The 23,330-nt window shown below is 64.9% G+C and carries 24 protein-coding genes; 7 read left to right on the top strand and 17 right to left on the bottom strand.

The window, feature by feature from the left end:
* Positions 1-4: 4 nt before the first annotated feature.
* The 13 genes from ACWBU6_RS20635 to ACWBU6_RS20575 form a co-directional block, all read right to left on the bottom strand.
* Positions 5-1,606 (bottom strand): pilus assembly protein TadG-related protein, encoded by a 1,602-nt coding sequence (locus ACWBU6_RS20635; protein ID WP_452645248.1) that lies wholly within the window; start codon positions 1,604-1,606, stop codon positions 5-7.
* Positions 1,607-1,615: 9 nt separating this feature from the next.
* Positions 1,616-1,882 carry a hypothetical protein gene (locus tag ACWBU6_RS20630; protein ID WP_452645247.1) on the bottom strand — a complete coding sequence of 89 codons (267 nt, stop codon included), beginning with the start codon at positions 1,880-1,882 and terminating at the stop codon, positions 1,616-1,618.
* A gap of 9 nt (positions 1,883-1,891) precedes the next feature.
* Positions 1,892-3,466, bottom strand: a complete 1,575-nt coding sequence (locus ACWBU6_RS20625; protein ID WP_452645246.1) for a type II and III secretion system protein family protein — start codon at positions 3,464-3,466, stop codon at positions 1,892-1,894.
* Positions 3,467-3,479: 13 nt separating this feature from the next.
* Entirely contained in the window at positions 3,480-4,328 is an 849-nt protein-coding gene (cpaB, locus tag ACWBU6_RS20620; RefSeq protein WP_452645245.1) for a Flp pilus assembly protein CpaB, read from the bottom strand.
* A gap of 24 nt (positions 4,329-4,352) precedes the next feature.
* On the bottom strand, positions 4,353-5,669 hold the full coding sequence (locus ACWBU6_RS20615; RefSeq protein ID WP_452645244.1) for an ATP-binding protein: 1,317 nt from the start codon (positions 5,667-5,669) through the stop codon (positions 4,353-4,355).
* A gap of 12 nt (positions 5,670-5,681) precedes the next feature.
* Complete coding sequence (locus tag ACWBU6_RS20610; RefSeq protein WP_452645243.1) at positions 5,682-6,299, bottom strand: methyltransferase family protein; 618 nt, start codon at positions 6,297-6,299, stop codon at positions 5,682-5,684.
* Positions 6,296-6,883, bottom strand: a complete 588-nt coding sequence (locus ACWBU6_RS20605) for an A24 family peptidase (protein WP_452645242.1) — start codon at positions 6,881-6,883, stop codon at positions 6,296-6,298. Before ACWBU6_RS20605 ends, ACWBU6_RS20610 begins: the two co-directional genes overlap by 4 nt.
* The gene (locus tag ACWBU6_RS20600) at positions 6,880-7,932 is read right to left on the bottom strand and encodes a phosphatase PAP2 family protein (protein WP_452645241.1); all 1,053 of its coding nucleotides are present in this window, start codon (positions 7,930-7,932) and stop codon (positions 6,880-6,882) included. The genes ACWBU6_RS20605 and ACWBU6_RS20600 overlap by 4 nt, the downstream gene beginning before the upstream one ends.
* Entirely contained in the window at positions 7,929-8,105 is a 177-nt protein-coding gene (locus ACWBU6_RS20595; protein ID WP_452645240.1) for a Flp family type IVb pilin, read from the bottom strand. The genes ACWBU6_RS20600 and ACWBU6_RS20595 overlap by 4 nt, the downstream gene beginning before the upstream one ends.
* 67 nt (positions 8,106-8,172) lie before the next feature.
* Positions 8,173-8,346, bottom strand: coding sequence for a Flp family type IVb pilin (locus ACWBU6_RS20590; protein ID WP_090437064.1), 174 nt, complete (start codon positions 8,344-8,346; stop codon positions 8,173-8,175).
* 67 nt (positions 8,347-8,413) lie between these two features.
* Positions 8,414-8,557, bottom strand: a complete 144-nt coding sequence (locus tag ACWBU6_RS20585; protein ID WP_452645239.1) for a hypothetical protein — start codon at positions 8,555-8,557, stop codon at positions 8,414-8,416.
* 248 nt (positions 8,558-8,805) lie between these two features.
* Positions 8,806-9,495: a response regulator gene (locus tag ACWBU6_RS20580; protein ID WP_452645238.1), complete on the bottom strand. Its 690-nt coding sequence runs from the start codon at positions 9,493-9,495 to the stop codon at positions 8,806-8,808.
* Positions 9,496-9,502: 7 nt separating this feature from the next.
* Positions 9,503-11,164 carry a sensor histidine kinase gene (locus tag ACWBU6_RS20575; RefSeq protein ID WP_452645237.1) on the bottom strand — a complete coding sequence of 554 codons (1,662 nt, stop codon included), beginning with the start codon at positions 11,162-11,164 and terminating at the stop codon, positions 9,503-9,505.
* A 156-nt stretch (positions 11,165-11,320) separates the two neighbouring features.
* Here ACWBU6_RS20575 and htpG point away from each other — a divergent pair, with 156 nt between their 5' ends.
* From htpG to ACWBU6_RS20540, 7 genes are all read left to right on the top strand, one after another.
* Complete coding sequence (gene htpG / locus ACWBU6_RS20570; RefSeq protein ID WP_452645236.1) at positions 11,321-13,231, top strand: molecular chaperone HtpG; 1,911 nt, start codon at positions 11,321-11,323, stop codon at positions 13,229-13,231.
* 167 nt (positions 13,232-13,398) lie between these two features.
* Complete coding sequence (locus tag ACWBU6_RS20565; RefSeq protein ID WP_452645235.1) at positions 13,399-14,595, top strand: ATP-binding protein; 1,197 nt, start codon at positions 13,399-13,401, stop codon at positions 14,593-14,595.
* Positions 14,588-15,595: an ABC transporter substrate-binding protein gene (locus tag ACWBU6_RS20560; protein ID WP_452645234.1), complete on the top strand. Its 1,008-nt coding sequence runs from the start codon at positions 14,588-14,590 to the stop codon at positions 15,593-15,595. The genes ACWBU6_RS20565 and ACWBU6_RS20560 overlap by 8 nt, the downstream gene beginning before the upstream one ends.
* A 6-nt stretch (positions 15,596-15,601) precedes the next feature.
* Positions 15,602-18,127, top strand: a complete 2,526-nt coding sequence (locus ACWBU6_RS20555; protein ID WP_452645233.1) for an ATP-binding protein — start codon at positions 15,602-15,604, stop codon at positions 18,125-18,127.
* A complete protein-coding gene (locus tag ACWBU6_RS20550) occupies positions 18,124-18,981 on the top strand; it encodes an RNA polymerase sigma-70 factor (protein ID WP_452645232.1) in 858 nt (285 codons plus the stop codon). Before ACWBU6_RS20555 ends, ACWBU6_RS20550 begins: the two co-directional genes overlap by 4 nt.
* Positions 18,982-19,016: 35 nt before the next feature.
* A complete protein-coding gene (locus tag ACWBU6_RS20545; RefSeq protein ID WP_452645231.1) occupies positions 19,017-20,057 on the top strand; it encodes a diguanylate cyclase domain-containing protein in 1,041 nt (346 codons plus the stop codon).
* A gap of 91 nt (positions 20,058-20,148) precedes the next feature.
* Positions 20,149-20,592, top strand: coding sequence for a carboxymuconolactone decarboxylase family protein (locus ACWBU6_RS20540; protein ID WP_452645230.1), 444 nt, complete (start codon positions 20,149-20,151; stop codon positions 20,590-20,592).
* On the opposite strand, the gene ACWBU6_RS20535 is transcribed toward ACWBU6_RS20540, so the two are convergent.
* The 4 genes from ACWBU6_RS20535 to kynA form a co-directional block, all read right to left on the bottom strand.
* The gene (locus ACWBU6_RS20535) at positions 20,589-21,179 is read right to left on the bottom strand and encodes a CHRD domain-containing protein (protein ID WP_452645229.1); all 591 of its coding nucleotides are present in this window, start codon (positions 21,177-21,179) and stop codon (positions 20,589-20,591) included. The genes ACWBU6_RS20540 and ACWBU6_RS20535 overlap by 4 nt on opposite strands.
* Before the next feature lie 117 nt (positions 21,180-21,296).
* A complete protein-coding gene (locus ACWBU6_RS20530; RefSeq protein ID WP_452645228.1) occupies positions 21,297-21,842 on the bottom strand; it encodes an RBBP9/YdeN family alpha/beta hydrolase in 546 nt (181 codons plus the stop codon).
* The gene (locus ACWBU6_RS20525; RefSeq protein ID WP_452645227.1) at positions 21,839-22,486 is read right to left on the bottom strand and encodes a ribonuclease T2 family protein; all 648 of its coding nucleotides are present in this window, start codon (positions 22,484-22,486) and stop codon (positions 21,839-21,841) included. Before ACWBU6_RS20525 ends, ACWBU6_RS20530 begins: the two co-directional genes overlap by 4 nt.
* Positions 22,483-23,322, bottom strand: a complete 840-nt coding sequence (kynA, locus tag ACWBU6_RS20520; protein WP_452645226.1) for a tryptophan 2,3-dioxygenase — start codon at positions 23,320-23,322, stop codon at positions 22,483-22,485. Before kynA ends, ACWBU6_RS20525 begins: the two co-directional genes overlap by 4 nt.
* Between the last annotated feature and the right edge of the window lie 8 nt (positions 23,323-23,330).

Genomic DNA, 23,330 nt, shown 5'->3' with positions numbered 1-23,330 from the left:
GCGATCACTTGTACAGTTTGACTTCAGCGGTGGGCACCGGCTCCAGCAGGCCGGTGAATTCGACGTTCAGCCGCATCGGGGTGCCGGAGAAGTCGGCTTTTTTCTGCATGAAGAACTTGCCGATGCCGACCACGTTCATCACGCCGCAGGCGCCGCTGCCAACAGGCGGAGTGCGGCAGTCGATCAGCACGATGTTCAGGATGCGGCGGTTCTCCACCCCGCTGCGCCCGGCCGGGGCCTGGAAGGTGGGGCCGCTCGCCTGGTTGTAGGGCGCCGCATACTGCGACGTGAAGCCGGCACCCACGCTGGTGGGATAGTTGGCGGCGTCGATGTAGTCGGTCGCGCTGCCCAGCGAACCGTACATCTTGCTGGTGCCGGACGTAGCATTGGCCTGGGCTGGCGTCACGGCCGTGGCACCATCGGCCTGGATGGCCGGGGTGTATGACCACATCACTCCATGCTGCGGGTAGCTGGCAAGCTGTCCGGCAACGCCGTTGCGCGTATAAGGCGACGATGGCCAGGTATTGCCCGTGGCCTCGTGCGGCAGTGCATATTTTGGCGTGTACAAACCGCTGGTGCTGCTCCATGTGTCCACCGATTGCTGGTTGGGCAGAGCGGTGTTGGTGGCGTTCGAATCCTGCCATCCGGTTGGGGCGGTGACGGCGGTCGGTCCGGCGCAGGGGCTGGCGCCGACGCAGTCGTATTCCTTGATATTGATATCGGGCGGCGCGCTGGCAGGATCGCATTTGGAGCCGCCGGAGTAGTCGTTGAAGCGCGAGTTGAGCGCCTTGTCCAGCGAGGCGGTCACGCCGGTATTGGTGTAGACCTGGCCGATCCCGGACGGCAGAACGGCGCTGTTGCCGACGCACATGAAGGGCGCCGTGACGTTGGCCGAAGAGTTGGCCGGATTGCAGGCATTGGGCGGAGCGTTGACTGGGTTGATCTGGTACGGGTCGGAGCTGGCGCCGCCCAGCGAGCCCAGTGAGAACACGTTGTACGACATGCCGCGGCGAAAGCCATATTCGACGATTTCCGTGAACGAACCGTAGTTGTAACTGGTGGTACGGCGGGTCGGGTCGACGGCGCAGATGCCGATCGGCGTCACCGTGGTGACGAAGCGGCCCGCCACCGCCCGGCCATAGGTGGAGGTGCTGTTGTTACCGGCAATGCGCATCAGCCAGGTGTTGATGGTTTGCGCCGTGCCGCCCGAGCCGCCGGTGCGGGTGTCGACTTCGACAAAGGTGCGGCCGGTGGCATTGCCCAGGCTTTGCGCCAGCGTGTACCAGGGGCCGTCCGGGCCGGCGGCGAAGCGGAAATTGGCGTCCTGCAGCGTCAGCGTGCTGCCGAAGTCGTAGCGGTTTTTCTGCGCCAGCGCCTTGCCCGAGGCGACGGCCTTGTTCAGGCCAGCATCGGAGTTGTCCAGGTCCTTGCCGGCGGCCAGGGCCGAGGCGTCGGCCATGTTCTGCAGCTCGGTCTTGACGATGTACAGGTGGCCAAGGTCCAGCACCAGGCCGCTGACCGGGATCAGGACGAGCATGAGCAGCAGGCCAGACATCACGGCTACTGCGCCGCTTTGCTGGTGATGCTTGAGTGTGTGCTGGACCATGGCTGTCTCCTAGCGGCCGACGCCGATCAGGAAGGTGTTGGCGTTCTTTTCAGGCGCCTTGAAGGACTTCACGTACTGGTCGTAGGCGGCCTTGGAGGCGGGGCCGTCCAGGCCCAGCGGTCCCGCCATCTTGCGATCGGCGGCGGGGTTCATGATTTGCGCATTGCGCATATCGGTGGCTGCATGCCCGAGGTTGCGGTCGACGTGGGGCGTGGGCGCCATGCAGGCGGCCAGGGTCAGTGGCAACAGGGCGGCGCGCAGGAAATTACGGTTCATGATGGCCTCCTAGTTCAGGTCAAAACCGCCGGCCGGCTGGCCAGGCTTGGGGGATTTGTCTTGGCGTTGCGGCGGTTCGCCTTCCATCTTGCCCATGAAGAGGCGTGCCGCGCGGCTCGGGTCGGTCACGTTCGAGGTCGGCAGGTTGTTGCTGGCAAGGTCGGGCGGCAGCGGTTTCACCAGGCGCGGCGTGATCACGAACACCAGTTCGGTGCGGTCGGTCTGGAAGTCGTTGGAGCGGAACAGGGCGCCCAGCACGGGAATTTCACCCAGGCCCGGCACGGCCTTGATATTGTTGGTCGAGTTGTTCTTGATCAGGCCACCGATGGCGAAGCTCTGGCCGTCGAACAGCTGCACCGTCGTGGCGGCGCGGCGCGTGGTGAACGAAGGCAGGATGGCAGTGCCGTTGACGCCGGCGGCCGAGATGCCCACGCCTTCCTTGTTCAGTTCCGACACTTCCGGCGCCACTTTCAGGTTGATGCGGCCATCGCCCAGCACCGTGGGGGTGAAGCGCACGGCCACGCCGAATTCCTTTTCTTCCAGCGTGATGCGGGTGAAGCCGCCGCCGTCCGGGGTTGAGGCGACCGGGATGAAGATCTTGCCGCCGGCCAGGAAGCTGGCTTCCTGGCCGCTGATGGCCATCAGGTTAGGCTCGGCCAGCATCTTCACCAGGCCGTCGCGTTTTTGCGCATCGATGGAGAAGAAGGTGCCGTTGCTCTTGGTGCCGTTGAACAGCGACGGATTGCCGCTCAGGAGATTCGACAGCAGGGTATAGGTCCAGCTGCCGCTGGCGTGGCTGATGCCGAAGCTGGCGCCGAGCTGGTCGACCAGGGTCTTCGAGACTTCGGCCACCTTCACTTCCAGCATCACCTGCTGCGGCGCGGCGATGGTCAGCATATTGATGACCTTAAGCGACATGCCGCCTTCGCCCATGGCAACCGGCTGCATGCTGGCGCCGGCCGGGGCGGAAGCGCCGCTGCCGGGGCCGCCGCTGCTGGTGGGGCGCTGGCGCGTGACGAAGGCATTGGCCATCTGCAGCACATGTTCGGCCATCACCACGTCCGGCACGGTGCCGCTCAGCATGATCGAGTCGGCGGCCGGGGTCACCTTCACCATGCCGGCCTGGCCGGTCAGCTTGTCGATGCCCGCCTGCAGGGTCACCGTGTCGGCGCTGACGGTCAGGTCGGCAATGACGGTGTCGCCGGTCTTCTGCCACACGATCAGGTTGGTGGTGCCGACGGTGCGGCCCAGCATATACACTTCGCGCGGGTTGAGCAGGATCACGTCGGCGATGCGGGCGTCGCCCACCGCCACCCGTGCCGCCGGGTGCTGCAGGCGCACGATGCTGGATTTGCCTTCGGCCAGCTGCATGGCCGGCGCCAGCTCGGTGCGGCCCTCCGGCATGGCGGCCGGCAGCGCGGCTTCGGCCTTGCGGCCGGACGCGCCGGCCCTGGCCTTGGCCTTGGGCTGCTGCGCGACCACGGCTGCCTCGGCGCCCACCTGGGCGGCGGCCGGCGTCAGCATGGCGGGCAAGACCAGCAGGGCGCCCAGGATGCTCGGTACTGCGGTGCTTATCCTTTTCATGAGTAGCTCCGTATCAGAATTGTTGGCTGCTGCGGTCCAGGCCTTTGATCATTTCCACTTTCATGCCCGGCGGCGGCACGGTGGCCACCTTGCGCACCGGCACGGGGCGGGGTGCCGGGGCAGGGGCTGCCGCCTTCGGTGCCGGCGCAGTCGGTGCGGCGCCCAGCAGGGTGGTCTTGGTGGCGCCGCTGGTGAGCGCAGGGTTCGGGTCGACCTGGTTGCGCAGCACCAGCGACAGGCTGCCCACGCTGCGTGCCAGGTCCAGTTTTTCCACCTGTTCCGGGGTCAGTTCCAGCGTCACCGCGTTGACCACTTTCGGCTTGGTCTCGTCGCGCGAGGATTCCTGCGCCACGGCCAGCACCAGGATGCGTTCGAGCACGATCTTGGAGATGGTGGGGTCCTTGGTCTGGGTGCGCTGGCCTTCTTCCTGGGTGTTGACCAGGATGTCGACGTAATTGCCCGGCAGGGCGAAACCGGCCACGCCCACCACGTCGTTGACGCGCACGGTCATGGCGCGCTTGCCTTCGGCCACCACCGCCGACAGGCCGCCCTGGGTGCCCGGCGGCGCCAGCTTGGCTTCCAGGATCGGTTCGCCGCGCGTGATGCTGGTGCGGGTGACGCGCGATTCCAGCGCCTTGTCGTCCTTGATGGCGCCAGGCGGCTGCACCGAGGCGGGCCAGTCCACCAGGCGCACCATGTCCGGCGTGATGCGCGCGCCCAGGCTGATGTCGACCTGGGCCACCGCCACCTTGGCGGTGCTGCCGCTCGCTTGCGCGTTGATCCAGCGCGCCGCCACTACAACGGCCACGAAGGCCAGGGCGATGGCTACCACCATCATGATCATTGCTCGTGTGTTCCTCATGATAATCCCCTTGCGTCCTTGGTTTTAAGCCGCTGAAAAATAGTTGTTCCATGCCCACTCGAGCGAGGCGATATCGAGCGTGGGCAGGCGTCCTTCATAAGCGGCCAGGTCGCGCAGCTGCGATACCAGGTCGCGTGGGTAGCAGGCCATCAGCGGCCGCTGGTGTGTATGGTGCTGGCGCGTCAGCCAGGCGAACGATTCGGCTTCGAACGGCACCTTGTAGCGCTGGCACACCTGGCGGAACACGGTTTCGTACTGTTCCGGGGTGAGCGCGCCGACGTGGATCTTGTAGCCCAGGCGGCGCAGGAAGGAGCCGTCGGCCAGCGATTCGGGCGGCAGGTTGGAGGAGAAGATCACCACCACGTCGAACGGCACCGGGAACTTGTAGCCGTTCTGCAGCGAGAGGTAGTCGACCTGGCGGTCCATCGGCACGATCCAGCGGTTCATCAATTCGACCGGCGAGCAGCGCTGGCGCCCCAGGTCGTCGATGATGAAGATGCCGCCATTGGCTTTCAGGTGCGGCGGCGCCTGGTACAGGCGGGTTGCCGGGTCGAAGCGCAAGTCCAGCGCTTCCAGGGTCAGTTCGCCGCCGGTGATGACGGCGGGTCGCTGGCTGCGCACCCAGCGCTGGTCGCGCGGGGTGCGGCGGTCGAACAGCATGCCCGGAGGCGGCGTGTCCTCGATGGCGGTGTGCACCACCGGGTCGTAGAGCGGGATGATGTCGCCGTCCACCAGCAACGCATGCGGCACGGCGATCTGCCCTTGCAGCAGGCCGTTCAGGCGTTCTGCCAGGTAGGTTTTGCCGCTGCCGGCCGGACCGTGGATAAAGATGGCGCGGCCACTGTTCATGGCCGCGCCCAACTGGTCAAGCACTGCTGGGCTGGCGACGATGCCGTCGAACGTCTTGCGGATATGTTCGCGCCTGACGTGCATCTGCGCCACACTATGAGTGCGCACGCGTTCGGCATAGTCGCTGAAGGTCACCGGGGCGGCGCCGGCGTAAGCATCGCGGCGCACAAACTCCGCGGCGCGGGCGCGGCCCGTATCGGTCAGGTTGTAGACGATGTCGGCATCGGTATTGCTGACTCCGCGGCGCACCATCTCCATCAGCTTTTCGGTGCGCATGAAAGTGAGCACCGGGTCCAGCACCGATGGCGGCAGCTTCAGGTGGCCGGCCAGCTCATTGAGCTTGATCTGGCCGCGCTGGTACAGCACCTTGCTGGCCAGTTCCACCAGCAGCAGGAAGGGCAGCCCGGTTTCCTCCACGGTGCGCGGGGCGGGAACGCGCAGCGGGTCGTCGGCCCAGGGGCGCTTGCTTGGTTCTTCGAAATCGGCAGGCATGGCAGACCTCTCTTAAAACACCATTGGCAGGACGCGGTATTTCACGCGGCGCATGTACAGCACATACTCGCTGTCGCGCGACAGGAAGCGTTCTTCGCGCAGCAGGCGGGCCAGCAGCAACAGCGAGGCCAACAGGCAGGTGGCGGCATTGCCGATGCTGGAATTGGACAGCACATAGCCCACATAGCTGAGCAGGTAGCTGGCGTACAGGGGATGGCGCATCCAGCGGTACAGGCCGGAGGTCTTGATCTGGCGCCGGGCCGCCACCAGGCCGAAGCTGCGGTTGAGCGAGAGCAGGCCGCCGATCTGCAGCAGTACGCCGGCCACGATCAGCACCCGCGCCGCCGGCAGCAGGCCTTCGCCGCTGGGGGCGAACAGGAAGGGCGCGCCGGTGGAAGTGATGGCCAGCACCCAGTCCAGCGGCGAATGCGAGACGGCAGCCGGCTCCGAGCGCAGCATGAACAGCGCCGCCACCAGGGTTTCCGAGGCCACGAACAAGAGGTAGGTCCAGTCGCCAGTGGCATTGAAGGCGCGCGCATGGGCCACCGAGAACAGCAGCCAGACGCTGGCCAGTGCCATCGTGGCCAGCAGGCTGACGGCACGGGTGCCAAGGATAGGTTGGGTATTCATAGCAGGCTCCAGCCAAAGTAACGGGTCAGCAACAGGTAGCACACGGTGCCGCAGGCAATGGCCACCGCGTAAGGCAGCTGGCCGGTGGCGGTGACGGGCGCATCGATGCGCGCGCTGCCGCCGGACATGCCGCGCAGCACACTGCCCAGCACCATCACCTTGACGTTGTCGCCGACCTTGCGCAGGCTGCCCTGGCACAGCGACACCAGCAGGGCCAGCACGCCGCCGGCCAGCACGCTGGACAGACCGGCGCCCAGGACGTCGAGCGGGCCGAGGAAGGTTCCGAGCATGGCCATCAGCTTGACATCGCCGGCGCCCAGCGCGCCCAGCGCATACATTGGCAGCAGGAGCAGCAGGCCGAGCGCCATGCCGGCGCAGGCTTGCAGCAAGCCCAGCGCGCCGAAGGGCGCGCTGAACAGCCCGGCGCCCGGGGTCACCGTCGCTTGCAGCGCCAGGCCGGCCAAGATGCCCAGCAGCACCAGCTGGTTGGGGATGCGGCGGCTGCGTACATCGCTGGCCACGGCCCAGGCCAGCAGACCGGCCAGCAGCACGGCCGGCAGCAACAGGCGGCTATCGAAATTCATGCCGCGCTCCCTTGCAGTAGCTTGCCGCAGCAGGTCCAGATCAGCCAGGCGCCCAGTGCACCGAGGTAGCCGTCGAGCGCGTAGTGCCAGCCCAGGTGCACCGAACCGAGCTGGATCAGCACGGCAAAAACGGTGAGCGCGATGCCGGCGCAGCGGTGCAGGCGCCAGCCGAGCAGGGCCAGCAGCACCGAGCTGGCCACGTGCATGCTGGGCATGGCCGAAATGCTGAGGGCATTGGTGCCGCGGCTGGTCGCATAGTCTTGCCACAGCGTATCCTGCACTTGCAGCGCCATCACCGGGATCACTTCATTGGCTTCGCGCAGCTGTTGCATCAGGCCGGAAAACGGATCGGCGCCCGGCACCACAAAGCCGTAATAGCAGGGTCCGACGGAAGAGAACAGCATCGCCATCACATTGCCCAGCAAGCTCCAGCTCAGCACGAAGCTCAGCATGAACTGCATGCGCAGCTGGCGGCGCTCCAGGTTGAAGGCCAGCCAGTACACCGTGGCCAGCATGAAGAAGAACCACAGGTGGTAGTTGAAGTTGAGGAAGGCGGTCATGGCGGGGCTGCCGAACACGGGCTGCAGCAACTGCCATGGCTGCACGCCGCCATGCAGCCAGGCGTCGGCGGCAGCAATGCGGGCGTCCCAGGCAAATGGCTGGACCAGGGGCACGGCGGCTTTCAGCACGGTGAAGCTGGCGGCAAACAGCGGCAGCATGGCCAGTACCGGCGCCGCAAACAGCAGGCGTTCGCGCGTCAGGTAAGCACCCAGGTGTTGCTTCAGGTAGCGCACCAGGCGTTCCGGGCGCTTGAAAAGCATGACATAGATGGTGTAGCCGCACAGCGCAAACACCAGGCCCATGGCCAGGGTGGCCAGATAGCCTTCCAGCTGCAGGTTGTGGCGGAACTTGTGCGGGTAGGCCGCGCACAGCGCCAGGGCTGCGGCCAGTTCCACGCCGACGATGGCCAGCAGCAGGCGGTGTTCGCGCAGCTGGGCGCGCAGCAGGCTGGGGCGGGTCGCAATGCGTTGGGTAAGAACAGCGCTCATGATGTGGCCTGGACGACTTGGGATTTGACAAAATTGAACAGGGCGAGGACCTGGCTGCCGGTTTTACCGACGCCGACCACGATAACCGCGGCGATCAGTCCGGCCAGCAATGCGTATTCGATTGCCGAGACGCCGGATTCGTTGCGGAGGAAGCGTAAGAACTGGACTTTCACGATCACCTCCAGAAAAAAGCCGTCCGGGGAGGCGGGGGGGGGACCTCCCCGGACGCAGGCACGGGGATTAGCCGTTGGCGGTGGTCAGTGCGGTACCGATCTTGTCGAAGGTCTTGTCGAGCTCGGTACCGATCAGTTTGACGGCAGCAATGATCACGACAGCGATCAAGGCAGCGATCAGGCCGTATTCGATAGCGGTCACGCCTTGTTCGTCACGGATGAATTTTTGGATGGCTTTCATGATGATTCCTTTCAGGACGTTTAATAACTGCACCAAAGTGTTTGCAGCTTCACGGAACAAGCCCGTTTCACCTGCCTTTTCCAAGCGCTAGAAGCACAATGATGGCGACGACAACTGTCAGTGAGGCTACAAGCACATATTCGTAAAAGGCCCGGCCGTCTTCGTCGGCGATGAAGCTTGCGATGTGGGGCGGCATGAAACTGTTACGCATTCTGTACTCCGGACATGGTTGTGTTGGCCTTGCCTGGTTCTAGTCTCAGCCGACATTGTGTGCCGTGCTGATGAGTCCACTTTATGCCTTGGCGTCTTGATTTCCATCAAACATCTGTCCTGTTATGGCTGGGACAGAAGTCCTTTTTTTGCGTGACAAAGCGTGACATTTGTCACGGCTCAATGAGAATGTATGGAGGGAAATGTTTTCGGCACCCCTGCCGCTAGTAGGCAGGAGTGCGGGAGGGGCTACAGGTCGGCCTGGTCGAGCCTGTGCTTGGTGGCAAATACGTAGAGGTCGAGGCGGTTGGACACGCCCAGCTTGTGGTAGATGGTGGTCAGGTGGTTGCGCAAGGTGTGCTCGGAAATGAACAGCTGTTGCGCCAGCGCCTTGTTCACCGCACCGCCGCCGGTGGCAATCAGGCTGCAGATGCGGCGCTCCTTGGCCGTCAGCTGGGCGATCTTTTCCATGTCGGGATCTTGCCGGCGCGCGGCCTGCGGGTTGCGCATCGCATCGAACACGCGGCTCAGCATGACGCCATCGAGCCACAGCTCGCCGCCGTAGACTTTCTCGATGGCTTTCAGGACGGTTTCCGCCGGTTCATCCTTGCTGACCACCCCGCGTGCGCCCAGCATCACGGCGCGGTCCAGCAGTTCGCGGTCGCGCGTGCCAGACAGCACCAGCACCCGCGCGCCATTGCAGCCGGCCAGCAGGCGCGGCATGATGTCGAGCGAACAGGTGCCGCCCAGGTCGATGTCCAGCAGGATCACGTCGGGCAGCACTTCCGGCGCCATGGCCAGCGCGCTGTCGCAGTCGCGCGCGGTGCCGACCACCAGCATATTCAACGCTTCACTTTCAATCAGCTTGCCAAGGCCCCATAGCAGGGTCTTGTGGTCATCGACCAGCATGATGCGGATACGTTTGTCGGCTTGCCCCATACTCACCTCACACCGGGATCATAATGTGTACTGCCGTGTTGTTCTGGCGGCCGCGCTGCACGCGCGCCTCGCCGCCCAGCGCGGCGGCGCGTTCAGCGATTGAGCTCGGTGTAAAGTCTAGCACCGGCTGGCCCGAACATTCATTCTCAATCCGCACGGTGAGCTGGCCGGCGGTGCAGGCCAGTTCGATATAGCCGTTGCGCGCGGTGGTATGTTTGCAGATATTGCTCATGCCTTCGTTGACGATCTGGAACACCTCGGCCGCCAGGCGGTCGCTCATATGCAGTTCGCCCTTGGTTTCCACATTGATGTGCACGTCGTAGAACTGGCGCACCTGCGCCGCTTGCCGGCGCAGCGCGATCAGCAGTTCCGGTTCCTTCATTTCCAGCCCGCCGCGCAGGCTCTTGGCATAATTGCGCAAGTCACGCACCACCTGCGAGGTGACATCGAGCAGGTTGTCCAGGTCCGGCACCAGCGGGTTGCCGGGATCGGCTTTCAGGCGGATGCCGGAGACGCCATGGCGCAGGCCGATATACGGCTGGATCGTGGTGTCATGCAAGTCGCGGGCGATACGCTCGCGCTCGCGCAGCACCGCTTCCGATGCCATGCGGTCCAGCAGTTCGATGTTCTCGATCACGGGAAAGGCTTGGGCCGCGATCTGCAGCAGGAACAGGGCGTCGGATTTGTGGAAGTGGTGGCGCTGCGACACCACGATCAGGCGTCCCGAGCCGCGCCGCAGCGGCAGCGGCACCGCGATCAGCGACAGGGCATCGAGCAGTTCGGCCAGGGTCTCGCCGGCCTCGGCGTCCTCGGCCACCCAGCGCTGGTGTTCACTGTCGTAGCGCTTGATCTGCAGCTCGCGCCGCAGCCAGGCGCCGCGCGGCTGGCGCAGCAGCAGGATGGAATCTTCGCCGCACACCAGCAGCGGGGCGGCGGCATCGGGCGCCAGGTTGCTGGCGTGGATCGGGCGCCCGGCATTGGCCGCGCTGGCCGCGCGCAGGGTCCAGCTGGCGGCATTGTTGTCGTGCATCAGCAGGATGCAGCTATGGGCGTGATAAAACTGGCGCGTCTGTTCGAGCACGGAACTGATGGTGCGGTCGACCCCGAAACGCGGATTGGACATCTGGCTCACCGCATGCAGCAAAGCCATGCGCTGGCGCTGGATCATGGCCATGCCGCCCCAGTGCGCGATCATATAGCCAAGGGCCAGCAGGAAGGTGGCGCGCAGCATCACCAGCGCCATCTCCGCCTGGCTTTGGGTGGACAGGGAGGTGAGGGCAAACGCCAGCGACGCCGCGATGGTGATGCGGGCGCCTTCCTCGAAGCCGTGGCTGAAAGCGGAGGTGAGGATGGCGAAAAAGAACAGCAGGAAGTAGAAGCTGGCATCGCCGCCGCTGACATAGACCATCAGCGCGAACCAGCCCACGTCGAGCCAGTACACCAGCTTGCTGCGCACCAGGATCGCGCGGTTGGCCAGCAAGAGCAGGGTGACGCTTTGCAGCAGGTAGGCCAGGAACACGCCCAGCGACAGCAGGTCGGCGCGGCCGGCCGGTTCCACCACCAGCGTAAACAGGCAGGCGACCGCCAGTACCAGGCGCATCCAGCGCACCATGGAAGCGTCCGAGGTGTCTTTCGGCAGGGTCGCGTGCAGCAGGCCTTCGTTGATCACGTTCTCTCCGGCGCGTCGTTGTTACCATGCTAAGAGAACCACTAGTCCTTGTCCACAACAAGGTTGTATTTTTGAAACGTTGCCGGGGCTTGAAATCGGCTGAGGCGACCCCATGTGGGCGATTCCGAAGTTCCGTATAAGACTATTGAGGTAAAAATGGCAGAAAACAAGCAAACCATGGGGTTCCAGGCAGAAGTCAAGCAGCTTCTGCAACTGATGATCCATTCGCTGTACTCGAACAAGGAAATTTTCCTGCGCGAGCTGGTGTCCAACGCTTCCGATGCGGCCGACAAGCTGCGCTTTGAAGCGATCAATAACGACGCCCTGTATGGCAACGACCACGAGCTGAAAATCCGCGTCAGCTTCGACAAGGACGCGCGCACCATCACCATTTCCGACAACGGCATCGGCATGAGCCGCGACGAGGCGATTTCCCACCTCGGCACCATTGCCAAGTCGGGCACCAAGGAATTCTTCGGCAAGCTCTCCGGCGACCAGCAGAAGGACGCGGCCCTGATCGGCCAGTTCGGCGTCGGCTTCTACTCCGGCTTCATCGTGGCCGACAAGATCACGGTCGAATCGCGCCGCGCCGGCCTGGCAGCCGCCGAAGGCGTGCGCTGGGAGTCGGCGGGCGAGGGCGACTACTCGATCGAGCAGATCGAAAAGGCCGGCCGCGGCACCGACATCATCCTGCACCTGCGCGAAGGCGAGGATGAACTGTTGTCGAGTTGGAAACTGAAGTCCATCATCCGCAAGTACTCCGACCACATCTCGCTGCCGATCCAGATGCAGAAGGAAGAGTGGGACGAAGAGAAGAAGGAAACCGTGCTCAAGGACGAGCTGGAAACCATCAACCAGGCCAGCGCCCTGTGGGCCCGCTCCAAGAGCGAGATCACCGCGGAACAGTACGAAGAATTCTACAAGCACGTGTCGCACGATTTCGGCGCACCGCTGGCCTACACCCACAACCGGGTCGAAGGCCGTAGCGAATACACTCAGCTGCTGTACATCCCGGCCAAGGCGCCGTTCGACCTGTGGGACCGCAACAAGCGCGGCGGCATCAAGCTGTACGTCAAGCGCGTGTTCATCATGGACGATGCCGAACAGCTGATGCCGACCTACCTGCGCTTCGTCAAAGGCGTGATCGATTCGGCCGACCTGCCGCTTAACGTGTCGCGCGAAATCCTGCAGGAGTCGCGCGACGTCAAGGCGATCCGCGAAGGCTCGACCAAGCGCGTGTTGGGCATGCTGGAAGAACTGGCCAACGCCGACGAGCAGGAAAAGAAGGATAAGTACGCGACCTTCTGGACCGAATTCGGCCAGGTGCTGAAAGAAGGCATCGGCGAAGACTTCGCCAACAAGGAGCGCCTGGCCAAGCTGCTGCGCTTTGCCTCGACCCACAACGAGAGCGATGTGCAGGATGTGTCGCTGCAAGCCTATGTGGGCCGCATGAAAGAAGGCCAGGACAGGATCTATTACGTCACCGCCGACAGCTACGCCGCCGCCAAGAACTCGCCGCACCTGGAGATCTTCCGCAAGAAGGGCGTCGAAGTGCTGCTGCTGACCGACCGCGTCGACGAATGGATGCTGTCCTTCCTGAACGACTTCGAAGGCAAGGAGCTGCATTCGGTGGCCAAGGGCGGCCTGGACCTGGGCAAGCTGGAGGACGAGGCGGAGAAGAAGGAACACGCCGAGACCGAAACCCAGTACCAGGAACTGGTAGGCAAGATGAAGGAAGCGCTGGCCGACAAGGCCAAGGAAGTGCGCGTCACCTTCCGCCTGACCGATTCGCCGGCCTGCCTGGTGGCTGACGAGCACGAACTGTCGGGCAACCTGCTGCGCATGCTGAAGGCTGCTGGCCAGGCCGCGCCGGAATCCAAGCCTATCCTGGAAATCAACCCGCAGCACCCGCTGGTCACGCGCCTGAAGTACGAAGACGCCGCCGGCGAGAAGTTCAGGGACTGGGCCCACATCCTGTTCGACCAGGCCCTGCTGGCCGAAGGCGGCACCCTGGCCGACCCGGCCTCCTTCGTCAAGCGCATGAACGAGATGCTGCTGTCGAAGTAAGCAAAGAAAAGGGGCCTAGGCCCCTTTTTTTGGGCGGGCGGAAAGTTCCCTCATCAGGCGAAGCCGGGCTGTCACCTACGCCGCGCTTAAGCTTGGTTAGATTTGGTGAGACTTTAGCTACTTGTCAAGCGGCATAATCAAAGCAAGCCCGCCTCCGCGAGGATTGCATGACGGAAGTTCGCAAGCAGCGCATTCTCATCGTTGACGACCAGAGCGTCCACACCGTGGCGCTATGCGACGTGCTGCGCCAGTATCAGTTTGATGCCGAGGGCTGTTCCAGTGCCGAGGCCGCGCTGGAGCTGTTGCGCAGCCAGTCGTTCGACCTGATGCTGTCCGACCTGAACATGCCGGGCATGGATGGCATCGGCCTGGTCAAGGAAGCCCTGCAGCTCGACCCGGACCTGGCCTGCATCATCATGACCGGCGAGGGCAGCATCGCCACCGCCGTGCGCGCCATGCAGGGCGGCGCCCTCGATTACATTGTCAAGCCGTTCAAGGCTTCCTCCCTGCTGCCGGTACTGGCGCGGGCGCAGGCCACGCGCGCGCTGCGCCTGGCTAACGCCGAGCTGGAACGCCAGGTGCGCCAGAATGTGATGGAGCTGGCGGAAGCCAACCACCGGCTGGAGCAGGCTCGCACGGCGGCGGAGCATGCCAATGCCGAAAAGTCGCGCTTCCTGTCGAATATGAGCCATGAGCTGCGTACTCCGCTGAACGGCATCCTCGGCTTCGCGCAAATCCTGGCGGCCGACAAGCTGCCGGCCACGCAGCTGGAAAAGCAGCGCTTTGCGCGCAATATCGTGCAATCCGGCCAGCACCTGCTCAAGCTGGTCAACGAAATCCTCGACCTGGCGCGCATCGAAGCGGGCAAGGTGCCGCTGGCGATGGAGGCAGTGGACTTGCCGACCGTGTTGCAAGAATGCCGCATGATGGTTACGCCGCTGGCCGCCAAACGCGATATCAGCCTCGGCTTCGGCGAGGTGCCGGAGCGGCGCCTGCGGGCCGACCGCACGCGCCTGGTGCAGGTGCTGATCAACCTGCTGTCCAACGCCATCAAGTACAACCACGACCAGGGCCGCGTTGCCGTGGCCTGCGAGGCAGCCGAAGGCAGCCGCCTGCGCATTTCCGTCAGCGACACCGGGCCGGGGCTGGAACCGGACCAGGTGCAGCACATCTTCCAGCCTTTCCACCGCCTCGGCCGCGACGAAGAAGAGGAGGGCAGCGGCCTGGGCCTTGCCCTCACCCGGCGCGTGGTCGAGGCCATGCAAGGCGCCATCGGCGTCGAGAGCCAGCCGGGCCAGGGCAGCACCTTCTGGGTGGAGCTGCCGCTGGCGCCGGAAACTTCCCAACAGGTGCAACATGCGTAGCCGAACCATGCAGGTACTTGCCGTGCTGTTCATCGTGTTGGCGCTGGGCGTCGCCTGGCTGTGGCAGCAGCAAAGGCAGCCGGCGCGGCCGGCGCAGGCGCTGGTGATTGCCGCCAATACCGAATATGTGGGCACCTGCGCGGTGGTGGCGGCGCAGCAGCGCGGCTTCTTCGCCGAGCAGGGCTTGCAGGTCAAGGTATTGCCGTTCTCAAGCGGCAAAGCTTCGATGCAGGCGGTGGTCGACGGCAAGGCCGATGTCGGTACCGTGGCCGATATCCCGATCGTGTTTGCCGCCATGGAAGGCGTGCCGGTCAAAGTGCTGGCCACCTTTTTCCGTACCGGCAAGGACCACGGCATCATCGGCCGGCGCGACCATGGTGTGCTGACCCCGGCCAGCCTGAAGGGCAAGCGCATCGGCGTCACGCAGGGCACTTCGGGCCAGTTCACGCTGGACGTGTTCCTGAACTGGCAACGCATGGACGGCAGCGAAGTCACCATGGTCAATTACAAGCCGGAGGAACTGGGCCAGGCGCTGCAGCGCGGCGACGTGGATGCGGTGGCCGGCTGGGAGCCCTTCCTCGGCGCGATGCGCAAGCAACTGGGCGATACGGCAGTGAGCTTCTCCGGCGAACAGGCCTACGAGAGCATTTACAACCTGGTTTCGCTGCAACGCTTTACTGGCGAAAGGGCGGCCGTCATCCCGCGCCTGCTGCATGCCATCGAGCAGGGCTCGGCCTGGTGCGAGCATTCGCCGGGGGAGGCGCAGCCCCTGCTGCCGGCCACGGCCAAGCTGAACCGCGACGAAGTGCTGGCGGCTTGGCCGACCTACCACTTCGGCCTGGAACTGGACCAGTCGCTGTTGCTGGCCTTTGAAGACCGGGCCCGCTGGGCCATCCGCAACCGCCTGGCCAATTCGCGCGAAGTGCCGAATTTCCTCGACAATGTGTACCTGGAAGGATTGGGCGAGGTGCGGCCGACTGCCGTCACCGTGATCCATTAAGCCACCATGAAAATTATCACTCGCCTCAAGTGGGCCCAGTGGCTGTGCGTGGCCGGGGTGGCGCTGGCCGTGCTGCTGATGATCGGCGCCACGCGCCAGGTGCGGCAAGAGTTGCAGCGCAACGAGCGCGCCGGCGAAATCGTCAGCGGCGTGGTGGCGCTGCGCTACCTGTCACTCGAGTATGCGCAGACCCAGGAACGGCGCTCCCACGTGCAGTGGCAGTTGCGCAAGGATTCGCTGCAAGGCTTGCTGCTGCGCGATGACTTGTTCCGGGAAGCGCCGGAAGCGAAACTGCTGCACGACCTGCAGGAAAGCCTGCCCCTGCTGGCGCGCCATTTCTCAGAACTGTTGCTGGTGCGGCAGGAATTGCGCGCCACGCCGGAACGGGCCGAGGTGCTGCACCTGCTGGAAGCGCGCCTGTTCGGCCAACTGATGTCGCGCACCCAGGACATGATCCGCGATGCCGAAGAGCTGGCGCGCCGCAGCCGCCAGGGCGTGCTGCAGGCGCAGCAGAATGCTTCGGCGGTGGCGGCCGGCCTGGGCCTGCTGCTGGCGCTGACCGTGCTGGGCGCGCTGGCCCTGACCATCCGCAGCGTGGCGCACCCGCTGGAGCGTTTGCGGCGCGGCGCCGAACTGGTGGGCTCGGGCAAGCTGGACTTTCGCATGAATATGAAGACGGTCGATGAAGTGGGCGACCTGGCGCGCGCCTTCGATGCCATGACCGAACGGCTGCGCTCGACTACGGTCTCGCGCGATGAGCTGGTCAACGCCAATGCGGCGCTGCACGACGAGATGGCGGTGCGCCATGGCGCCGAACTGAAAGTGCAGGCCCAGCTCGGGCGCCTCAGCCTGCTGCACCAGATGACGCGCTCGATCGGCGAGCGGCAGGATTTGCGCAGCATCCTGCAGGTGTTGGTGCGCAGCCTGGAAGACCAGTTGCCGGTGGATTTTGCCTGCGTCTTCCTGCTGCAGGAGGGCGTGCTGGAAGCGAGCTGTGTCGGCCTGGGCAACGCCATGCTGCCGGGCGATGCGGCGCTGAAGGAAGGCGCCCAGGTTACGATCGACACCAATGGCCTGTCGCGCTGCGTCAAGGGCCAGCTGGTGTACGAGCCCGATATCAGCGGCAGCGAGTATCCCTTCCCGCACCGGCTGGCGCGCGGCGGCCTGCACTCGCTGGTGCTGGCGCCGCTGCAGGCCGAAAGCGTGGTGTTCGGGGTGCTGGCGGTGGCGCGCACCATCCCGAATGCCTTCTCCAGCGGCGAATGCGAGTTCCTGCGCCAGCTGAGCGAACATGCGGCCCTGGCGGCGCGCCAGGCGCAATTGTACGGGGCGCTGCAGCAGGCCTACCACACCCTGCATGCAACGCAGCAGTCGGTCACGCGCGAAGAGCGCCTGCGCGCCCTGGGCCAGATGGCCAGCGGCATCGCGCACGACATCAATAATGCCATTTCGCCGGTGGCGCTGTACACCGAGACCCTGCTGGAAACCGAGGAAGGACTGAGCGCCAGCGGCCGCGGCAACCTGCAGGTGATTGCGCGCGCCATCGACGACGTGGCTGCCACGGTGGCGCGCATGCGCGAACTGTACCGCCGCCGCGAACCGCAGATGGAGCTGACCAGCGTCAGCCTGAACGTGCTGGCGCAGCAGGTGGCCGACCTGACGCGGGCGCGCTGGAGCGATATGCCGCAGCAGCGCGGGGTGGTGATCGCGATGAAGCTGGAACTGGCGCCGGGCCTGCCGTCGGTTATGGGCTCCGAGCCGGAAATCCGCGAAGCGCTGACCAACCTGGTGTTCAACGCGGTCGATGCCATGCCCGAAGGCGGCTCGCTGACGCTGCGTACCCGCAGTACCGGCGAGCATGCCATTGTCGACGTGGTGGACAGTGGCGTCGGCATGGACGAATCGACGCGCCGCCATTGCCTGGACCCCTTCTTCACCACCAAGGGCGAGCGCGGCAGCGGCCTGGGGCTGGCCACCGTCAACTCGATGGCCGAGCGCCACAGCGCCGTGGTGCAGGTGGAATCGATGATCGGGCAGGGTACCACGGTATCGCTGGCCTTCCCGCTGCCGCAGGCGCATCCCGCCATGCCGCCGCTGGAAGCCCCGGCCACGGCGGTGGCGGTGGCCGAACCCATGCGCCTGCTGGTGATCGACGACGACCCGGCCGTGCTGGCCTCCATGACCACCATCCTGCAGCGCGACGGGCATACGGTGGTGGCGGCCAACGGCGGCGCCGCCGGCATCGAAGAGTTCCGTGCCTCGATGGAATCGAGCCAGCCATTCGACGCAGTATTCAGCGACCTGGGCATGCCGCACGTCGATGGCCGCAAGGTGGCCGGCTGCATCAAGGAACTCTCGCCCACTACGCCGGTGATCCTGGTCACCGGCTGGGGCCAGCGCCTGATCCCGGAAGGCGACGTCGATGCCAAGCCGGCCAGCGTGGATGAAGTGCTGAGCAAGCCGCCGCGCGTGCGTGAGTTGCGCGAGGTGCTGCTGAAAGTGCACAAGGTCGGGTATAGTCCTGCTTCATGAACGATCCAACCGTATTTGCCGCGCACCGGGCGCGGTTGTTTGCCATCGCCTATCGCATGCTGGGCGTGCGTGCCGATGCCGAAGACGTGGTGCAGGATGCCTGGATACGCTGGCAGGGCGCCGATACCAATGGCGTGCAGTCGGCCGAAGCCTGGCTGGTGACGGTGGTCACGCGGCTCTCGATCGACCGCCTGCGCGCTGCCATCGCCGAGCGCGAGGCCTATGAGGGCCTGTGGCTGCCCGAACCGCTGGTCGCCATCGACCAGGAAACGCCGGAAGCCCAGGCCGAACGGGCCAGCGACCTGTCGCTGGCCTATATGTGGCTGCTGCAGCGCCTAGGTCCCGAGGAACGCGCCGCCTTCCTGCTGCGCCAGGTATTCGACTACGACTACAACGAGGTGGCCGAACAGCTGGGCAAGTCGGAAGCCAGCTGCCGCCAGATGGTGAGCCGGGCCGGCGAGCGCGTGCAGCGCGGCCAGTCGCGCTTCGACATCCCGGCCGATACCCACCGCCAGCTCTTGCAGCGCTTCGTGCAAGCCTCGGCCAGCGGCGACAAGGCGGCAGTGCGCGCCTTGCTGGCGCAAGACCTGGAGCTGGTGGGCGACGGCGGCGGCAAGGTCAAATCCTTCGGCATCGTCATCACCGATCCGGACAAGATTGCGGCGCTGTACGCGGGCATGCACAAACTGGGCGTCATCGAATACCGTGCCGCCCTGGTCAATGGCGAACCTGGCCTGCTGCGCTTCGTGGATGGCCAGCTGGAATCGGCGCAAGGCTTTGCCACCGATGGCCAGCGCATCACCGGCATCTATGTGGTGCGCAACCCGGATAAACTGGCGCACATTCTCAACTGACTGGGGCAGGCAGCTGCGCTGCGGAGGAGCTGAATATGTTGAGCGAAACCCGCGAGCGCGGCATGCAGGTGGGACTGGCGGACCTGCTGCGCGCCATCGAATTCCTGCCGGTCGGCCTGTCCATCATCGACCGCGACCTGCAGTTCAGGTTCTGGAACGACAGCTTTTGCCAATGCCTGGACTTTCCGGACAGCCTGATGCAGCCCGGCGTGCTGCTTGAGGACCTGTTCCGTTTCAACGCGCTGCGCGGCGAATTCGGACCGGGCGATCCGGAAAGCCAGGTGCGCGAACGCATCAACCTGGCGCGCCAGTTCGTGCCGCACCGCTTCCGGCGCACGCGCGCAAACGGCACGGTATTGCAGGTGACCGGCCGCCCCATGAGCGACGAACGGGGCCGGGTCATGGGCTTTGTCACCATCTACGAAGACGTCACCACCGAGGCGCGCCAGCAGCAGGAACTGGAGCAGGCGCACCAGAAACTGCTGTCGGCCTATGAAGACCTGCGGCGCGCCCAGCTTGACAATAGCGCGCTGGAAAAAGACCGCTCCAAATATTACCAGTTGGCGGTGCGCGACGCCGTCACCGGCCTGTACACGCGCCACTATATGGAAGACGCGGCGGTCCGCCTGCTGCAGCAGCACGAGCGCGACCCGTCCGAAAGGGTGGGCTTGCTGGTGTTCGATGTCGACCGTTTCAAACTGATCAACGACAGCCATGGCCACCTGGCCGGCGACCTGGTGTTGCAGCGCATCGGCGGGCTATTGAACAGCCATACGCGCCGCATCGACATTGCCGTGCGCAATGGCGGCGACGAATTTGCCGTGTTCCTGCCCAAGCTCGACCTCCAGCTCAGCCTTCAGTTTGCCGAGCGGGTGCGCAGCGAAGTGCGTGCCCTGCGCTTCGATGGCACCCTGTCGGCCATCGAACTGTCGATCAGCGCCGGCGTGGCCGAGCACCAGCCGGGCGAGGCGCTGGGCGAACTGCTGCAACGCGCCGATGCCGCCCTGTACGCCGCCAAACGCGCCGGGCGCGACCGGGTTTGCTCCTTTCCCGCCCGGCTGGAAAAAAATCTTTAGCCCGGCTGTCACAAACCGATGGGCAGCTCCGTCTAATGGATAAGAAGGCCGCACAGTGCAGCCTTGACCATCAGACCGAAAGGATTTTTCCATGAGCACCCTGCGTTACAACTACTTCCAACTGTCCCAGAAATCGTTCCAGAACCTGCTGGCGCTGTCGAATGGCCTGAATCGTGAACTGCTGGGCAGGAAGCTGGTCGACCTGGTCCTGCTGCGGGTGTCGCAGATCAATGGCTGCGGCTTCTGCATCGACATGCATTACCAGGATTTGCTGAAGCTGGACGTCGATCCGCGTCACGTGAACGCGGTGGCCGGCTGGCGCGAGGCGCCATTCTTCAGCGAGCGCGAACGCGCTGCGCTGGAATGGGCCGAGTTGATCAATGCGATCCCAGTCCGCGATCCCGACGACGCAGCTTTCGCCCGGGTCAGGGAGCATTTCTCCGACGAAGAGATCGCGGAACTGGGTTTCGTGGTTGCGGTCATCCGTTCCTGGAACATGCTGAACGTGGCATCGCGCAACCCGATTCCTCGCTAGTGTTCCCGCCTGCGCAGCAACAGCAAGGGTAGGCCGGCCAGCAGCATCAGGAACTGTGCCGGCTCGGGAATCGGCGCCGCCAGGAAGCCGCGGATTTCACCGCCCGGGTAAACGCTCGAGTGCAGGTTGAAATACGCCGACCCGGCATTGAGCCCGGCCAGGAGCGCGGCCTCGGCGCCGGCCGTGGTACCGCCGTTATTGGCCAGGAAAGTCGGGTTCCAGAACGATTCCTGCGACGTGCTGAAGAATGCAGCATAGCTGCCGCTCGTTTCATTGGCCGGGAAGCCGGTAAACGTTGGCACCATGGTGGCGACACCGGCATTGCCGTCGCCCGGCACGGCGGTGCAGCAATGGATGTGGGCAGCCCCGCTCAAGCCTTCCAGGTCGGTAAAGCTGGCTGCGATGGTCATGTAGTGGTTGTCGATATCGAACAGCACGGTCACATCGCCCGTGGCTGCCGACGCATTGGGCGGCGATTCCGCCGCGCCGCTGAGTGCGGCGTTGAAGACAAGTGGATCCGCTTGCGCGGCGCCGCAAGCGGCGAGCAAGGCCAGCGTCGCCAGCCCTTTTTTCAGATGAGTTCCCATGCATTGGCTCCTCAGTGTTCGCGAGCCCGCGATTACGGTTCCCCCCGTGTTATGACAGGCAGGCGCGCAGTACAGCGCGCTTATTGTCGCTGCAAGCGCGCCTGGCGCGGCGCACGCTTAACGCTGGACTCTGCGGCAGAATGCGAGCAGCAGCGCTTCCCCCTCCGGCCATGGGCCATAGCCGGTGTCGCCGTTGATATGGCCGGCATTGCCGATCAGGTGCAACTGGCTGCCCCAGGCTTGCGCGAACTGGCGCGCCCGTGCGCTGCTGACATAGCGATCGTCTTCGCTGGCCACCACGAGGGAGGGGAAGGGCAGGGCCGCCAATTGCATCGGCTGGAAGCCGGTGGTGCAGTCCGGATAGCTCGGCGCATCGACGTCGCTGGGCGCCACCAGGAAGGCGCCTGCCACGCGCCGGGCCGCATCGCGGCGGTGGGCCGCGGCCCACCAGGTGACCAGGGTGCAGGACAGGCTGTGCGCCGCCAGCACCGGTGGTTGCGGGCAGGCGGCGATGGCGGCGTCCAGCTCGCGCACCCATTCTTCACGGTCCGGGGTTTCCCAGTCGCGGTGCGGGGCGCGCGTCCAGCCGTGCTTCTTTTCCCAATGGGTCTGCCAATGTTGCGGGCCGGAATTCCACAAGCCGGCCAGGGTCAGCACGCTCATTTGACGTTCTTCATGAGGAAGGTCGATTGGCCGCAGCTCTTCTGCGAATAGGCGATGGCTTCCTGCGAACAGCTGCGGGACTTGCCATCCTTGCTGAAGCACACCCGTGCTTCACGCAGGAAACGGCCGCCGGAACCGCACACGGGCAGCACGGAGTCCTTGGCCAGCCATGGGTTGGCCTGGTGGAACTTGGTCTCGAACTGGCCGGGCGTGACGCGCACCGGCTGCTGCGGGCGCGCGAACTCGGCCGGGATCTTCAGGCTGTCGCGCAGCTTGGCGCTCAGGGCCAGGTAATCCTGCGGCTGCAGGCCGGAGCAGGTGCCGTGCTTGTTCCATTCATGGAACAGCAGTTTCGGCGAAGGATAGAGCGACTCGTACTGGTCGCGCAGACTGTTGGAAATCCTGGCGCGGCCGCAGCTTGAGGGATAGCCGCGCTCGAACTGCGGCCACAGGCCGTGCAGCACGAAGCCGAGCTGGCGGCCGGTGGCGCATTGCGCCGGGTCGCCGCCGCCGCGGCCGGCGCAGTACTCGGGCGACCAGGACAGCGACAGGACGTAATAATCGAATACACCGGGGCGGTCGTCGCGTGCCATTGCCGGCAGCGCACAGGCCGCGGCCAGCACGGCAGCGAGCAAGCGTTTCACAAAGCAGTCCTTAAAGCAAACAATTCCGGGAACAGTACCACATCCAGCATTTTCCGGAGATAGGAGACCCCGGCCGTGCCGCCGGTGCCGGTCTTGAAGCCGATTACGCGCTCCACCGTGGTGACGTGGCGGAAGCGCCAGAAGCGGAAGGCTGTTTCCAGGTCCACCAGCTTTTCCGCCAGCTCGTACAGCGCCCAGTAGCGCGAAGTATCGCGGTAGACCTCGAGCCAGGCATCCTTGACCGACTCGTTGGCCATGGTCGGCTGGGTCCAGTCGCCGTCCAGGCGCTCCGGATCGATGTGCAAGCCATGGCGTGCCAGCAGGCGGATCGCCTCGTCGTACAGCGACGGCGCGTGCAGTGCCGCGTCAAGCAGGGCATGCGCCTGCGGCGCCTGCTGGTGCACGGCCAGCATATTGGCGTTCTTGTTGCCGAGGATGAATTCGATCTCGCGGTACTGGTGCGACTGGAAGCCGGACGACGATGCCAGGTAAGGGCGGATCGCCGTGTATTCGGGCGGCGTCATGGTGGCCAGCACGTCCCAGGCATGGACCAGCTGGTCCATGATGCGCGCCACGCGGGCCAGCATCTTGAAGGCCGGCGGCAGGTCGTTGCGCCGGATATGGTCGACCACGGCGTGCAGCTCGTGCAGCATCAGCTTCATCCACAGCTCGCTGGTCTGGTGCTGCACGATGAACAGCATTTCATTGTGGTTGGGCGACAGCGGGTGCTGGGCGCTCAGGATCTTGTCCAGGCCCAGGTAGTCGCCATAGCTCATGGACTTGGAGAAGTCCATCTGCGCCCCGTGCCAGGCGGCGTCATTCTTTTCTTCAGTCATTTTGTATC

The sequence above is a fragment of the Pseudoduganella sp. HUAS MS19 genome (assembly GCF_053615455.1).
The sequence above is the reverse complement of the archived record's forward strand: the minus strand, read 5'-3'. Positions and strand labels throughout refer to the sequence as shown.